Below are 15,021 nucleotides of genomic sequence, written 5' to 3'. Positions count from 1 at the left end.
GCGCGCTGCCGTCCGATGGGACTAGCCCGTACCGGCCATGCGGAACCACCCGAAAGGACGGTGGATCGGCGGTGAACCATCCAGCTGGGTGGTACGTCATTAATCAGTGAGACGAGCTGCCGCGAAATCCCTGCGGAATATCGCCCGTGGGGCAACACTGGGATTCGGACCGACAGATACGGGGGGCGGCCATGAACACCTCATCGAGCCGCAGGACACTCACCACATCAGAGCGAAAGAACCCGCCCATGTGCCAGCACCAGCCAGCCTGCCCGACATCCGACTCAGCCGACCGGGACGCCGCGCGCCTCGTGGCGCACCACCCGGAGCAGGGCTGGAGCCTGCTGTGCAATGGGGTGCTGCTCTTCGAGGACACGGGCGAGCTCCTGCCGGACGGGCAGATCATCGCGCCGCACCGGCCGCGCCGGATCGTGACGGCCGCATAGCGCCCCACTCCGTACCGGAGCGGCACGGCCCCCGGTACGGCGCGACGGACACCGCACCGCGGTGCGCGGCACGACAGGCAGTACGACACACGACGAGGGGCCGGCCCGGAGAATTCTCTCCGCACCGGCCCCGACGCATTGCGCATCCGTCAGCGAGTCACCGTCAGTTGTCGTACTCGTCCAGCGGAGGGCAGGAGCAGACGAGGTTGCGGTCGCCGAAGGCACCGTCGATACGGCGCACCGGCGGCCAGTACTTGTCCGCGGTGCTCACTCCGGCCGGGAAGACCGCCTCGTCACGGCTGTAGGCGTGGTCCCACTCGCCGCCGAGCGCGGCCGCGGTGTGCGGGGCGTTCCGCAGCGGGTTGTCCTCGGCGGGCCACTCACCCGCGGCGACCTTCTCGATCTCCGCCCGGATCGCGATCATCGCATCGCAGAAGCGGTCGATCTCGCTCAGATCCTCACTCTCGGTGGGCTCGATCATCAGGGTGCCCGCGACCGGGAAGGACATCGTCGGAGCGTGGAAGCCGTAGTCGATGAGCCGCTTGGCGATGTCGTCCACGCTGACCCCGGTCGCCTTCGAGAGCGGACGGAGGTCGACGATGCACTCGTGCGCGACCAGACCGGCCGGACCGGTGTACAGCACCGGGAAGTGCGGTTCGAGCCGCTTGGCGATGTAGTTGGCGGCGAGCACCGCGACCTGGGTGGCGCGCTTGAGACCGGCGCCGCCCATCAGCCGGACATACGCCCAGGAGATCGGGAGGATGCCGGCGGAACCCCACGGAGCCGCGGAGATCGGACCGACGCCCGTCTCCGGTCCGGCGGTCGGCTGGAGCGGGTGGTTCGGCAGATACGGGGCGAGGTGCTCCCGGACCGCGACCGGGCCGACCCCGGGGCCGCCGCCGCCGTGCGGGATGCAGAAGGTCTTGTGCAGGTTCAGATGCGAGACATCGCCGCCGAACTTGCCCGGCTTGGCGAGCCCGACCAGCGCGTTGAGGTTGGCGCCGTCCACGTACACCTGACCGCCGGCCTCGTGGACCCGGGCGCAGATGTCGGCGACGTGCTCCTCGAAGACACCGTGGGTGGACGGGTAGGTGATCATCAGTACGGAGAGCTCGTCGCGGTACTGCTCGATCCGGGCGCGCAGGTCCTCGATGTCGACCTCGCCGTCGTCGGCGGTCTTGATCACCACGACCTTCATCCCGGCCATCACCGCGCTCGCGGCGTTGGTGCCGTGCGCGGAGGACGGGATCAGGCAGACGGTGCGCTGTTCGTCGCCGTTGGCCCGGTGGTACGCGCGCACCGCGAGGAGTCCGGCGAGCTCGCCCTGGGAGCCGGCGTTGGGCTGGATGGACACCTTGTCGTAGCCGGTGACCTCGGCCAGCCGCTCCTCCAGCTCACGGATGAGGGTGAGGTAGCCGGCGGCCTGGTCGACCGGGGCGAAGGGGTGGATCTGTCCGAACTCGGGCCAGGTGACCGGCTCCATCTCGGTCGTCGCGTTCAGCTTCATGGTGCAGGAGCCGAGCGGGATCATGCCGCGGTCGAGCGCGTAGTCGCGGTCGGCGAGGCGGCGGAGATAGCGGAGCATCGCGGTCTCGGAGCGGTGCTGGTGGAAGACCGGGTGGGCGAGGTAGTCGTCGCCGCGCAGCAGTCCGGCGGGCAGCGCGTCCGCGGCGACCTCGTCCAGCGCCGCCACGTCGCCCTCGGTGCCGAAGGCGGCCCAGACCGCGATCAGATGGGCGCGGGTGGTGGTCTCGTCACAGGAGACGGAGACATGGGAGTCGTCGACGAGGCGGAGGTTGACACCGTCCTCGCGGGCGGCGGCGACCACATCGGCGGCCCGGCCGGGGACATGCGCGGTGAGCGTGTCGAAGTACGCGCCGTGCACCAGCTCGACACCGCCGGCGCGCAGGCCCGCGGCCAGGATGGCGGCCTGGCGGTGGGTGCGCCGGGCGATCGTCCGCAGTCCGTCGGGACCGTGGTAGACGGCGTACATGCCCGCCATCACGGCGAGGAGCACCTGGGCGGTGCAGATGTTGCTGGTCGCCTTCTCGCGGCGGATGTGCTGCTCACGGGTCTGGAGCGCCAGCCGGTACGCCTTGTTCCCGTCGGCGTCCACGGAGACGCCGACGAGCCGGCCGGGGAGGCTGCGCGCGAATTTCTCGCGGACGGCCATATAGCCGGCGTGGGGTCCGCCGAAGCCCATGGGGACACCGAAGCGCTGGGTGGTGCCGACCGCGATGTCCGCGCCGAGCTCACCGGGGGAGGTGAGCAGGGTGAGCGCCAGCAGATCGGCGGCGACGGTGACGACCGCGCCGAGGCCCTGCGCCTCCTCGATGACCGGCTTGAGGTCACGGACGGCGCCGGAGGCGCCCGGGTACTGGAGCAGCACACCGAAGACACCGCGCTCGGCGATCTCGGCGGGGATGCCGTCGCCGAGGTCGGCGGTGACGACCTCGACACCGGTCGGCTCGGCGCGGGTCTCGATCACGGCCAGGGTCTGCGGCAGCACATCGGCGTCGACGAGGAAGACACCGTTCCTGACCTTGCCGACCCGGCGGGCCAGGGACATGGCCTCGGCCGCCGCGGTGCCCTCGTCGAGCAGGGAGGCGCCGGAGGTCGGCAGGCCGGTGAGCTCGGCGACCATGGTCTGGAAGTTCAGCAGGGCTTCCAGCCGGCCCTGGGAGATCTCGGGCTGGTACGGGGTGTAGGCGGTGTACCACGCCGGGTTCTCCATGACATTGCGGAGAATGACCGGCGGGGTGAAGGTGCCGTGGTAACCGAGACCGATCATCGGCGCCAGGACCTTGTTGCGGTCGGCGAGCCCGCGCAGCTCGGCGAGGACCTCGGCCTCGGTACGGGCCTCCGGCAGGCCCAGGGCCTCGGTGCTCTTGATGACATCGGGTACCGCGGCGGCGGTCAGCTCGTCCAGCGAGCCGTATCCCACCTGTGCCAGCATCTTGGCCTGGGCCTCGGCGTCGGGCCCGATGTGGCGCCGCTCGAAGGGAGTGCCTTGCTCCAGCTGGGAGAGCGGAATGCGGTTGGCGGTCATGGCGGAGGGCCTCCTGGTCTGACACGACCTGCGAGGGGCACCACAGCGGATGCCCTGGACGGCCTCCCCCTCTGTCATGTCAACCTGAGAGCTTCACCGGGGCGCCCGCCTGCGACGTCCCGGCTTTCACCGTCGGTGAGAGCGGATGCCGTCCGACGCCCGCCCTGCTTTCCAGAGTGACCTCGTCCGCGCGGTACAGGTGCCTGAGAGATTCCGGGGAGGATTTGCTCCTTCGGCGCCACCGTCGTCCTGCCGGTGGACTCTCCCGCGCGGGGTCAGCAGCCGTTAGCCAGCCTACCAGCGCACCTCTCGAGAATCGCTCAAGTGGCCGATAGCGGAGATCTGCCCTTTCGTATGCATTGAGGAGCAGTTGCGACCTATTGGAGGGACCGTGCAGACCGATATCGATCCGCGCAGCCTGATCGGCCGCAAGGCGTTCGACAGCAATGGGGCCAAGATCGGAACAGTCGACGAGGTGTACCTGGACGACGCGACCGGTACACCCGAATGGGCGGCTGTCCGTACCGGGCTCTTCAGCCGGGACGCTTTCGTCCCGCTGGAACCGAGCACCTTCGTCGACGACATCCTGCGCGTCCCCTACGAACGCTCGCTGATCAAGGACTCACCGGACTTCGGAGTCGGCCGCCATCTCTCTCCCGAGCAGGAGCTTCAGCTCTACCACCACTACGGCCTCGGGCTCTCCCCGGCTCCGGAGACTCCCGCCGCGCCCCCGGAGGACCGCTCCTTCGGGCGGGTGGCGGGCGACGGGGAATGACCCCCCGCGACCCGTCCCGCTCCGCCTCCGCCGGATCGGCGGAGGCGGACGGGCACACCACGGCTCTGCGGGCATGACGGAGGGGCCTCACCCCCGGGCCGCCGGTGAAATCCCCGGGCCGCCGGCCGGAGGAGCGGACGGCGGGCCCTCCCCTTCCTCGCCGGGTGCCGGCGGAGGAGGGTCCTCCCCTCCCCCGCCCGGTGCCGCCGGAGGCGATCCCGGCGCCGCCACCAGGGGCAGCGGGTCGGCGGGGGTCAGCTCGGGGTCGTCGACCCGGAAGGTACGCACCCTCCCCGGCCGGGGTGAATCCGGGGCCTCGAACCGGATGGTGACCCGCCCGACCCCGCTGCCCTGGACCCATCCCGCGCCGTACCGCTCATGGCGCACATCCCGCCCGGCGGACCACTGGCGGACACCGGGGGCCGCATCCTCGCGGAACGGCTCACCGCCCGCCTCCCGCCCCGCCGCCCCGCCGGGATCCGCCGCGGGCCCGCCGCCCCCGGCCACCGCGTCCGCCCCGGCCGGTACGCCGCCGTCCGCATCCGTGCCGGTGCCGGTGCCGGTGCCGGTAGCGGAGGGAGCCGTACCGGACGGAGCCGTACCGTCACTCCCGGCCGACCGGCCGGCCGCCGCGGCCTGGGCGAAGAGATCCTCCTGGGTGTAGTCGGCGAGCCCGGTCACCCCGACACCGAGCAGCCGCACCCCGCCGGTGGTGTCCACCGACTCCAGCAGCCGCGCCGCCGCCTCCCGCACCACCGAGGCATCGTCCGTGGGCCCGCGCAGCGTCTCGGAACGGGTCAGGGTCGAGAAGTCGTACCGCCGCACCTTCAGCACGATCGTCCGCCCGGAGTGCCCGGACGCCCGCAGCCGCTCCACACACCGGTCCGCCAGCCGTTCCACCTCGATCCGGATGGCGATCCGGTCGTGCAGATCCACATCGAAGGTGTCCTCCACCGACACCGATTTCGTGTCACGCTCCGCGACCACCGGCCGGTCGTCGTGCCCCAGCGCCATCCGGTACAGCGCGGCCCCCTGCGCCTTGCCCAGCAGGCGTACGAGCTCGTCCTCCCCCGCCTCGGCCAGATCCGCGCAGACGGTCATCCCGGCCCGCCGCAGATGCTCCCCGGTGGCGGGCCCGACACCGGGCAGGATCCGTACGGACTTCCGTCCCAGCAGCTCGCGCTCGGTCCCCGGCACCATGAGCACCAGCCCGTCCGGCTTGGCCTGCTCGGACGCGATCTTCGCGAGCATCTTGGACCCGGCCAGCCCCACCGACCCGGAGAGCCCGGTAACCGCTCGGATGTCCGCTCGCAGCCGCTCCCCCGCGGCCCGCGCCGACCGCGCGTCGCCGGCGGCGCCGCTCGCCTCCAGATCCACGAAGGCCTCGTCCAGGCTCAGCGGCTCCACCAGCGGCGACAGCTCCCGGAGGAGCCCCATGACCTGCTCGCTGATCCCGCGGTAGAAGGAGAAGCGGGGCACCAGATACGCGGCGTTCGGCGCGAGGCGCCTGGCCTGGGCCATGGGCATCGCCGAGTGCACACCGAAGCGCCTGGCCTCGTACGAGGCGGTGGCCACCACACCGCGCGGCCCCAGCCCGCCGACGACCACCGGTTTTCCGCGCAGGCTGGGTTTCGCCGCCTGCTCGGCGGCGGCGAAGAACGCATCCATGTCCAGATGCAGAATCGTCGGCGCGGGTCTCACACCCCCGATGCTGCCGCACACCACTGACAACGGCCCCGGCCAGGGGCTTCCCCGGCGTGGCCGCCCGCCGGTCCGGAGGTCTCCCGGGCAGCGCGATCAGCACTCCGGCACCGGGGCGCGGCGGGGTATCGGAGTGCCGCGGGGTCAGACCGCTCGATCGCGCCGGCGCCGGGCCAGCTCATCGGCGGGGTTGTGGCCGATCAGGGTCTCACCGGTGTCGACACGCTCACCGTGCAGCCGGGAGAGGGCCGACTCGACATCGCGCCAGACCACGCCGACCGCGATACCGAAGATCCCCTGTCCCCCCTGGAGCAGATCGACGACCTCGTCCGGCGAGGAACACTCGTAGACGGTCGCCCCGTCGCTCATGAGCGTCATCCGTTCGAGATCCGCGCAGCCGCGGGCGCGCAGATGCAGGACGGCGGCCCGGATGTTCTGGAGCGCCACACCCGTGTCCAGGAAACGCTTGACGATCTTGAGAACGACCACGTCCCGGAGGCTGTAGAGCCGCTGGGTGCCGGATCCGCAGGCCGAGCGGACACTCGGCTCGACCAGGCCCGTACGGGCCCAGTAGTCCAGCTGCCGATAGGTGATCCCGGCCGCCGCACACGCCGTGGGTCCGCGATATCCCACCGTGTCGGCCGGATGGTCGGCCACACTCCCGGGGAGCCTCTCGGGGAGCGGATACGGCCCGCTCTCCCCCAGACCACGTCCGAGGGCACCCCCCACCGCACCGTCGCCGCTGTTTCTCACGCCGACCTCCGTCCTTGACCTGCCCAACTCGACGGTAGGCAGTGACCAGGGGCGCGTCAACGATCGCCACACTCGGCACGCCGAGCGACAATCACCCCAAGAGTGGTTTCACGTGGCCCGAATCGGGGAAAGAGTACTCGAATGGGCGTGAAACGCCCGCACTCGCCACACGCACTCGCGCCCGCTGCCGGACCACCGCCTACGGTGGCCGCCGGGACAGGGGCGGCCACCTGCGCGCCGTTCAGCGGTCACTGGCTATTGGTACCGAAGTCCTCGGGCGAAATCTGATCGAGGAACTCGCGGAATTTCTCCACCTCGTCCTCCTGCTCGTCCGGAATCGCGATGCCGGCGTCGTCGAGCACTCCGTCACTGCCGAAAATCGGCGTGCCGGTGCGCAGGGCGAGCGCTATGGCATCGGATGGGCGAGCACTGACCTCCACCCCACTGGCGAAGACCAGCTCCGCATAGAAGACCCCGTCCCGCAGGTCGGTGATGCGGACCTCGGTCAGCTCCTGGCCCACCGCCTCCAGCACGTCCTTGAAAAGGTCGTGCGTCAGCGGTCTGGCAGGAGCCATGCCCTGTTGGGCAAAGGCAATGGCGGTAGCCTCCCCGGGACCAATCCAAATGGGGAGGTACCGATCGCCTCCCACTTCACGCAGGAGCACGATCGGTTGGTTGGAGGGCATTTCCACCCGGACACCCACAACGTCGAGCTCGTTCACACAGTAACCCTAGGACGTGCCCGACCCGTTTGGGTAGTCGGGCACATCCCCGGTCAGTGAAGCCGGACTCCCAGCGCGATCTGCACCAAGGCCGAATGAAGCCTTATCGACAGGGCCGCGAGCTCTTTTGCGGTGGCCTCCGCATGCGCTCTGGTCTGCGGATTGCGATGGCGCCGCAGGGGTGCGACCACCTGTTCGATCAGCCCGGCCTCCCGCTCGGCGGAGGCCCTCATGGCGCGAAGATGGCGCGGTTCCAGACCGAATCTGCCCAGCTCCGCCACCAGCCTGGCCACAGCGACCGACTCGGCGTCGTACCCGCCGCCGGCATGCTGCACGATCAGGCCGTACGACTCCCAGTCGGCCAGCTCCGCCTCTCCCACCTCCGCGGCGGCCAGCAGCTCCGCCCGGCCCACCCGGGACGCCGTACGGGGCTCACCGTCCGTCTCCCAGGCGACGGCGGGCAGCTCCTGCCGGTCGGCCGGGAGCTGCGGGCCGCGGTCCGGCAGCGCCGGCTGTTCGCCCCTGGCCACGGCGTCGAGGTGCTCACGGATCACCTTCAGCGGAAGATAGTGGTCCCGCTGCATCCGCAGCACCTGCGCCAGCCGCTCCACATCCTCCGAGGTGAACTTCCGGTACCCGGAGGGGGTACGGCGCGGCTCGACCAGCCCCTCCGCCTCCAGAAAACGGATCTTGGAGATCGTGACCTCGGGAAACTCGTCCCGGAGGCGGCCGAGCACCGTACCGATGCTCATCAGCCGCTCACCCGCGGCCTGCCGCTCCCCGGCGGTGGCGGTGCCGTGGCCGGCACCGCCCGTCGGTGTTCGCATGTGCCTTCCCTGGCGGGGTTACATGCCCCGCTGGCTCGCGTAGAAGACCAGACGGTACTTGCCGATCTGGACCTCGTCGCCGTTGGCCAGATAGACCGAGTCGATCCGCTCGCGATTGACATAGGTGCCGTTGAGGCTGCCGACATCGGCGACGCTGAAGCTGCCGTCGGGGCCCCTGCGGAATTCCACATGACGCCGCGAGACGGTCACGTCGTCGAGGAAGATGTCGCTCTGCGGGTGACGGCCGGCCGTGGTCAGCTCACCGTCGAGAAGGAAGCGGCTGCCCGAATTGGGCCCGCGGCGCACCACCAGCAGCGCCGAACCGAGCGGCAGCGCCTCGACCGCGGCCTGAGCCTCGGGCGAGAGCGACGGCAGCTGGGTCTGCCCCGTCATCTCGGAGTCATATGCCTCGAGACCGGAGATGGAGATCGTCGAGGTGGTCTCCGACGCGCGCTCGGCGGGGACGGCCCCGGCCCGCAGCGGCGCACCGCAATTGGAGCAGAACCTGCTGGACAGCGGATTCCGGTTCCCGCACCTCGAACAAACCGTCACGCCCGCCATGGACGGATCCTCCTGCCGCGGCTGTCCCCCATGGGGATTGGTCGCATACGGATCGTGAGGAAACCCTCCACCCGTACTTGAGGCTTGTGATTCACCGAAACCTATGCGGCCGGGACCGGCAGGGTCAACAGACGACGCGCCGGGCCCGCCGGGAATGTCACCGCCCGTCCCGGACACCTGGTCCCGGAAGAGCGGGCGGTCCCCGCCCTGCTCCTCATTCTCACCACTGCGGCGCGCACGGTGCCTGGCGTTGCCGCCGTCCTCGCGTGCGCTCTTGCCGAACAACTTCGCAAACAACTTCACGGGCGATTCCCCTTGACCGAAATAGACCCGCCCGTGGGGCAGGACGAACCCTCAATGACCACACCTGCCGACCCGGACACCCTCACAACGTCCGTGCCCGTCAGACAGTTTCCACCACACGGCACATGTTCGATGTGCCGACCCCCCGCAACCGCTTGCCCCGGCCGGCGGATGCTCATGCGCTCCCGCCTCACTGGTCCGACGACCGAGCGTAGTCAGGCCGCTCCGCCCGTCGCAAGGCGTCAACCACGATCTTCTCCGAGCGGGCCACCGTGGCGGTGGCCTGCTCCTTCTCCAGTGTCTGCACCACACCGCCGGGAATGTTCAGGGCGGGCTCCAGATCCTGCGGCTTTCCGATGACCTTGAAGATGTACGGCGCGCCGATCCGGTTCCCGTCCACCTCGATGTCACCACCCGTCCCGGTGAAATATGTGTCCGCCACAACCCTGTTGCCATTGACCTGGATCGCCTCGGCACCCGCGGCCCGCAGCTCCTGAATGGCGTCGAGCAGCATGTCCGCCTCCACGGCGCCGGACCGGTCCTCGATGGTGAGGGTGATGCCGGGACCCTGCGCCGCGACAGTACCCGCCAGGATGCCCAGCTGCTGCTCCTTCTGCCGGGTCTGCTTGCGGGCCTCCTCCGCCTGGTCCGAACTGTTCTCCAGCTCGGTCCGCTGCTCCTCCAGGCGCTGCTTCTCGTCCGCCAGCCGCTGCGAGCGGTTGTCCAGCTCGTCCAGGATGCGGACCAGGTCCTCCTGGCGCGCGCCGCGCAGAGCGCTGTTGTCACTGGTGGACCGGACCTGGATGGCCAGCCCCAGACCGAGGACGAACAGCAGCACGGCGACGGTGAGTTGAGCACGGGTCACCCGCGGCGGCCAGAGGCCGGCCACCAGGCGCTGACGCCCCGTCCGCCCGGTTCCGCCCGCCGCGGACGGCGCCTTGGGCACGGCCTCGGACGGGGGTGCGGCGCTGTCGGACGCGGCGGGACCGGTTCCCGGGGTCCGCTGGTTCTCCTCGCTGTTCACCGGCGTCACGCCCGGAAGACGTGGCGGCGGATCGCGGCCGCGTTGGAGAAGATCCGGATACCGAGGACCACGACCACACCCGTGGAGAGCTGCGCGCCGACCCCGAGCTTGTCGCCGAGAAAGACGATCAGGGCGGCCACGACCACATTCGAGAGGAAGGAGACGACGAAGACCTTGTCCACGAAGATGCCGTCCAGCATGGCCCGCAGACCGCCGAACACGGCGTCCAGCGCGGCGACCACGGCGATCGGAAGGTAGGGCTCGACCACCGCCGGAACCTCGGGCCGGACGAGCAGTCCGGCCACGACTCCCACGACGAGCCCCAGTACGGCGATCACGATATGCCCTTCCCTGTGTCTGCCGTACCCTGCCCGCCGCCAGTCACGGCGCCGGCGGTTCTCGGCTCTGCTGTACGTACGATCAGGCTCGGGGCAGCCGGAAGACGGACCCTGTCCTTGGCCGAGATGGCGTACCTGACCTTGAAGTTCTCCCGCAGCGCATGCAGATACTGCCCGTCCGCGCTGTCCCGGAAGGTCGTGCCCAGCGTCTTCCCGTCCCCCACCGCGAGCACCCGGTAGGGCGGCACCAGCGGCCTGTTGTCGACCAGTATGGCGTCCCCGGCGGCCCGGATGGCGGAGAGGGCGGTCAGCCGCTGGCCGTTGATGGCGATGGCCTCCGCACCGGATTCCCACAGGCCGTTGACGACCCGCTGCATGTCGCGGTCCCTGACCCGGCCCGTATCGCTGAAGCCGCTGGTCTCCCGCGGACCGTCACCGCCCTGGCCGGTGCCCTCCGCGTCATCGACCATGAGCTCGATGCCCCGGCCCTCGACCTCGGTCGCTCCCGCGAGCAGGGAGGCCAGGTGTTCCGCCTCGCCGCCCTGGGTCCGCAGCGCCTTGCGCTGCCGCTCCCGCACATCGTCACGGAGTCTGTCGACCTCGCGCTCCAGGGCGTCCGCGTCGGAGGTCTCGCCGTCGATGCGGTCGATGAGCTCCTCGCGCTCCTTCGCCAGCACGGGGGCGGAGACCCGGGCCTCGGCCGCGCCGACGGTGACCACCATCGCGGCGAGCACGAGCCCCGCCGCGAGCCCGAGTTTGGCGCGCAGCGGCCGGGGCAGCCCGCCGGCACCCTCCGCCTGTCTGCGGGCGGTGGCCTCGGCGTACCCCTCGTCCAGGCTGTGCTCCATCACCGTCGTCAGCAGCGACATGGAGGCGTCGGGGCGCGGGGGCGGGGAACCTGTGCTCCGAACGGGGGGCTGCTGCGACATGCCGCACATCGTCGCACGTCGTGGCCGCTACCGCCGAATGGCCCCACCGGTGTACCGGCGACCGCCCTCGGGCCGCCGCCGGTACACCGGTCACACCTCAGTGACCTGCGCTCTCCACAACGCCGGCCCACTCGTCGAGCAGTGCCTGAGCCGATGCGTCATCCGGCCCCTCGGCCCACAAATGGGTGACGGCCTCGGACGGATCGGGCAGCACCATCACCCACCGGCCGTCGGACTCCACCACCCGTACACCGTCGGTGGTGTCGACATGACGGTCGGCGGCCGCCTCCACCACCCGCCGCATGACGAGCCCCTTGACGGCCCAGGGGGTGGCGAGGTCGCGCTTGAGCACATGCGCCCGCGGAATGCGCGCGTCGATCTGGCTGAGGGTGAGCTGCGTACGCGCCACCAGCCCCACCAGCCGCACCAGGGCCGCCGTGCCGTCGAAGACACTGCTGAACTCGGGCACGATGAATCCGCCGCGGCCGTCACCGCCGAAGATGGTGGTCTCCTCCCGGCCCACCCTGGTCAGATCGTCGGGTGAGGTCGTCGTCCACTCCACCTGGGTGCCGTGGTACGCGGCGACCTGCTCGGCGATCCTGGTCGTGGTGACCGGCAGAGCCACCCGGCCGCTGCGGCGTTCCGCCGCGACCAGGTCGAGGAGGACCAGCAGCGCGCGGTCGTCCTCGATGATTCTGCCCTGCTCGTCCACGAGGGAGAGCCGTTCGCCGACGGGGTCGAAGCGCACCCCGAAGGCGGCACGTGCGGAGGCCACGATCTCCCCGAGCCGCACCAGGCCGGCCCGGCGGGTGTCCGCGGTCTCCGTGGGCCTGGCCTCGTCCAGCCCCGGATTGATGGTGAGTGCGTCCACCCCGAGCCGTCCGAGCAGACTGGGCAGAACAAGCCCGGCACTGCCGTTGGAGGCGTCCACCACGACCTTGAGGCCGGAGTCGGCGATTCCCGTGGTGTCGATATTGCGCAGCAGGGATCCGGTGTACGAGTCGAAGACGCTCGCCGGGAAGTAGAGGTCCCCGATCTCCCCGGGGAAGGCCCGCCGGTACTCCTGACGGGCGTACACCCGGTCCAGCTTGCGCTGCCCGGCCTGCGACAGGTCGGCACCGCGCTCGTCGAAGAACATGATGTCCACCGAGTCGGGCACACCCGGCGAGGTCCGGATCATGATGCCGCCGGCGCTGCCCCGGGCGGTCTGCTGCCGGGCGACCGGCAGCGGCACGTTCTCCAGATCCCGCACATCGATGGCGCTGGCCTGGAGCGCCGAGATCACGGCCCGCTTCAGTGCCCGCGCGCCCCGGGAGTGGTCACGCGCGGTGGTGACGGTCGATCCCTTCTTGAGTGTGGTGGCGTACGCGCCGGCGAGCCGGACGGCGAGCTCGGGGGTGATCTCAACATTGAGGATGCCCGAGACGCCCCTGGTGCCGAAGAGATGCGCCTGTCCGCGCGACTCCCAGATGACCGAGGTGTTGACGAACGCGCCGGCCTCGATGGTCTTGAACGGGTAGACCCGCACATTGCCCTGAACAATCGATTCCTCACCGACGAGACACTCGTCGCCGATGACGGCACCGTCCTCGATGCGGGCGGCCCGCATGATGTCGGTGTTCTTCCCGATGACACAGCCGCGCAGATTGCACTGCTCACCGATGTACACGTTGTCGTGGACGACGGCCTTGTGGAGAAAGGCCCCGCTCTTCACGACGACATTGGATCCGACCACGGTGTGCTCGCGGATCTCCGCATCGGCTTCGACCTTGGCGTAGTCGCCGATGTAGAGCGGGCCGCGCAGCACGGCGTCGGGGTGCACCTCGGCACCCTCGGCCACCCATACACCGGGGGACATCTCGAATCCGTCGATGTCGACGTCGACCTTGCGCTCGAGGACGTCCGCCTGTGCCTTGACGTAGCTCTCGTGGGTGCCGACGTCCTCCCAGTAGCCCTCGGCGATATAGCCGAAGATCGGCTTGCCCTCCTTCATGAGCTGGGGGAACACATCGCCGGACCAGTCCACGGACACATCGGCTTCGACATAGTCGAAGACCTCGGGTTCCATGACATAGATCCCGGTGTTCACGGTGTCCGAGAACACCTGCCCCCAGGTCGGTTTCTCCAGGAAGCGTTCGACCTTTCCCTCTTCGTCCACGATGGTGATACCGAATTCGAGGGGGTTGGGCACCCGTGTCAGACACACGGTGACCATTGCACCCTTCTCCTTGTGGAAGGAGATCAAATCGGTGAGATCGAAGTCTGTGAGGGCATCACCGGAGATGACGAGGAATGCGTCGTCCTTGAGTGCTTCCTCGGCGTTCTTCACACTCCCGGCGGTACCGAGTGGCTTCTCCTCATTGGCATAGGTGAGCTCCATACCGAGCTCTTCACCATCGCCGAAATAGTTTCTGACGAGTGATGCGAGAAACTGTACGGTTACGACGGTCTCGTTCAGCCCATGCCGCTTCAGCAGCCGCAGCACATGCTCCATGATCGGTCGGTTCACGACCGGCAGGAGTGGCTTGGGCATGCTCGAAGTCATGGGGCGAAGTCGGGTTCCTTCGCCACCGGCCATCACGACGGCCTTCATGTCGGAAGCGTCCTCCTTGAGAGACGGTCTAGCCGACTTCGCTCGCCCAAAGAGGCCCTCTGGCGTCATGCGCGGCCGGCCACACTGCACGGCTCCGCATCGACGAGGTCAATCGGCCACTGTATCCGCCTTGACGAGTCGGCGGACCTGGACCACATACAGGATCCCTGCCCACCAATACAGAGTTGTACCCCATCCGGCGAAAGCCCATCCGAAAATAGCAGCGAGTGATGCAAGCCACCCTGATCCGTCACTGAGGAGGAGGAGAGGGAAGGCGTACATCAGGTTGAACGTGGCTGCCTTGCCGAGGAAGTTCACCTGGGGCGGCGGATAGCCGTGCCGGCGGAGGATTCCCACCATGACCAGCAGCATCAGCTCGCGCGCCAATAGGGCCGCGGTGAGCCAGAGCGGAAGGATCTCCCGCCAGGTGAGCCCGACCAGGGTGGACAGAATGTACAGACGGTCGGCGGCCGGGTCGAGCAGCCGGCCGAGGCTGCTGACCTGATTCCATCTCCGGGCGAGTTTACCGTCGAGATAGTCACTGATCCCGCTGAGCATGAGTACCAGCAGTGCCCAGCCGTCACTCTGGGGTCCGCCGAAGACAGGTCTGAGAATGAGCCACAGGAAGAGCGGCACACCGACGAGCCGGGCCATGCTGAGGATGTTGGGGATGGTGAGTACCCGGTCCGTTTGAACGCGGGTCTCCTGGACCTCCACCCGGGGGCCTCCTGTGTGGAATGTGCCGATGTTTCTCCCCGACCTTACCGCCAGCACGGCGCCTCCCCGGCAACCGGGTGGCGGATTCCCCCGCCGTATTGAACGGGTCGTGAACGCAAAAAAGCCTCGTCCCCCGGACAATGTCCGGGGGACGAGGCATAAAAATTGTTCGGCGGCGTCCTACTCTCCCACAGGGTCCCCCCTGCAGTACCATCGGCGCTGAAAGGCTTAGCTTCCGGGTTCGGAATGTAACCGGGCGTTTCCCTAACGCTATAACCACCGA

The 15,021-nt window shown here is 69.4% G+C and carries 13 protein-coding genes, 1 rRNA gene and 1 riboswitch; of the genes, 2 read left to right on the top strand and 12 right to left on the bottom strand.

Features of this window, described 5'->3' with window-relative positions:
- The first annotated feature begins 248 nt into the window (after positions 1-248).
- The gene (locus tag AAFN69_RS26570) at positions 249-446 is read left to right on the top strand and encodes a DUF5999 family protein (protein ID WP_347731318.1); all 198 of its coding nucleotides are present in this window, start codon (positions 249-251) and stop codon (positions 444-446) included.
- A 163-nt stretch (positions 447-609) separates the two neighbouring features.
- Here the strand turns inward: AAFN69_RS26570 and gcvP are convergent, their stop codons facing one another.
- Positions 610-3,495 (bottom strand): aminomethyl-transferring glycine dehydrogenase, encoded by a 2,886-nt coding sequence (gene gcvP / locus AAFN69_RS26565; protein WP_347731316.1) that lies wholly within the window; start codon positions 3,493-3,495, stop codon positions 610-612.
- A gap of 181 nt (positions 3,496-3,676) precedes the next feature.
- Positions 3,677-3,773, bottom strand: a riboswitch (glycine riboswitch).
- 101 nt (positions 3,774-3,874) lie between these two features.
- Here gcvP and AAFN69_RS26560 point away from each other — a divergent pair.
- The gene (locus tag AAFN69_RS26560; protein WP_347731494.1) at positions 3,875-4,270 is read left to right on the top strand and encodes a PRC-barrel domain-containing protein; all 396 of its coding nucleotides are present in this window, start codon (positions 3,875-3,877) and stop codon (positions 4,268-4,270) included.
- A gap of 87 nt (positions 4,271-4,357) precedes the next feature.
- Here AAFN69_RS26560 and AAFN69_RS26555 read toward each other — a convergent pair whose 3' ends face one another.
- From AAFN69_RS26555 to rrf, 11 genes are all read right to left on the bottom strand, one after another.
- Positions 4,358-5,971, bottom strand: coding sequence for a DNA polymerase IV (locus AAFN69_RS26555; protein ID WP_347731315.1), 1,614 nt, complete (start codon positions 5,969-5,971; stop codon positions 4,358-4,360).
- Positions 5,972-6,115: 144 nt separating this feature from the next.
- Positions 6,116-6,724, bottom strand: coding sequence for a MerR family transcriptional regulator (locus tag AAFN69_RS26550; protein WP_347731314.1), 609 nt, complete (start codon positions 6,722-6,724; stop codon positions 6,116-6,118).
- A gap of 248 nt (positions 6,725-6,972) precedes the next feature.
- The gene (locus AAFN69_RS26545; RefSeq protein ID WP_347731313.1) at positions 6,973-7,446 is read right to left on the bottom strand and encodes a bifunctional nuclease family protein; all 474 of its coding nucleotides are present in this window, start codon (positions 7,444-7,446) and stop codon (positions 6,973-6,975) included.
- Positions 7,447-7,499: 53 nt separating this feature from the next.
- Complete coding sequence (locus AAFN69_RS26540) at positions 7,500-8,273, bottom strand: MerR family transcriptional regulator (protein WP_347731312.1); 774 nt, start codon at positions 8,271-8,273, stop codon at positions 7,500-7,502.
- An 18-nt stretch (positions 8,274-8,291) separates the two neighbouring features.
- Positions 8,292-9,179, bottom strand: a complete 888-nt coding sequence (locus tag AAFN69_RS26535) for an FHA domain-containing protein (RefSeq protein ID WP_347731493.1) — start codon at positions 9,177-9,179, stop codon at positions 8,292-8,294.
- A gap of 148 nt (positions 9,180-9,327) precedes the next feature.
- A complete protein-coding gene (locus tag AAFN69_RS26530; protein WP_347731492.1) occupies positions 9,328-10,083 on the bottom strand; it encodes a DUF881 domain-containing protein in 756 nt (251 codons plus the stop codon).
- Positions 10,084-10,166: 83 nt separating this feature from the next.
- A complete protein-coding gene (locus tag AAFN69_RS26525; protein ID WP_006376801.1) occupies positions 10,167-10,499 on the bottom strand; it encodes a small basic family protein in 333 nt (110 codons plus the stop codon).
- Complete coding sequence (locus AAFN69_RS26520; RefSeq protein ID WP_347731310.1) at positions 10,496-11,428, bottom strand: DUF881 domain-containing protein; 933 nt, start codon at positions 11,426-11,428, stop codon at positions 10,496-10,498. Before AAFN69_RS26520 ends, AAFN69_RS26525 begins: the two co-directional genes overlap by 4 nt.
- Before the next feature lie 97 nt (positions 11,429-11,525).
- Positions 11,526-14,021, bottom strand: coding sequence for a mannose-1-phosphate guanyltransferase (locus AAFN69_RS26515; RefSeq protein WP_347731309.1), 2,496 nt, complete (start codon positions 14,019-14,021; stop codon positions 11,526-11,528).
- Positions 14,022-14,129: 108 nt separating this feature from the next.
- On the bottom strand, positions 14,130-14,738 hold the full coding sequence (locus tag AAFN69_RS26510) for a CDP-alcohol phosphatidyltransferase family protein (RefSeq protein ID WP_347731491.1): 609 nt from the start codon (positions 14,736-14,738) through the stop codon (positions 14,130-14,132).
- A 167-nt stretch (positions 14,739-14,905) separates the two neighbouring features.
- Positions 14,906-15,021, bottom strand: a 5S ribosomal RNA gene (gene rrf / locus AAFN69_RS26505).

Origin of the sequence: Streptomyces sp. CAU 1734, from assembly GCF_039888735.1 — a bacterium.
Taxonomy (GTDB): Bacteria; Actinomycetota; Actinomycetes; order Streptomycetales; family Streptomycetaceae; genus Streptomyces.
This window is presented reverse-complemented; position numbering and strand designations above follow the sequence as displayed.

Excerpts from the sequence above, each read along its gene's own strand:
- AAFN69_RS26540 (WP_347731312.1), bottom strand. The coding sequence starts at position 8,273 with ATGCGAACACCGACGGGCGGTGCCGGCCACGGCACCGCCACCGCCGGG.
- gcvP (WP_347731316.1), bottom strand. The coding sequence starts at position 3,495 with ATGACCGCCAACCGCATTCCGCTCTCCCAGCTGGAGCAAGGCACTCCC.
- AAFN69_RS26570 (WP_347731318.1), top strand. The coding sequence starts at position 249 with ATGTGCCAGCACCAGCCAGCCTGCCCGACATCCGACTCAGCCGACCGG.
- AAFN69_RS26520 (WP_347731310.1), bottom strand. The coding sequence starts at position 11,428 with ATGTCGCAGCAGCCCCCCGTTCGGAGCACAGGTTCCCCGCCCCCGCGC.
- AAFN69_RS26515 (WP_347731309.1), bottom strand. The coding sequence starts at position 14,021 with ATGAAGGCCGTCGTGATGGCCGGTGGCGAAGGAACCCGACTTCGCCCC.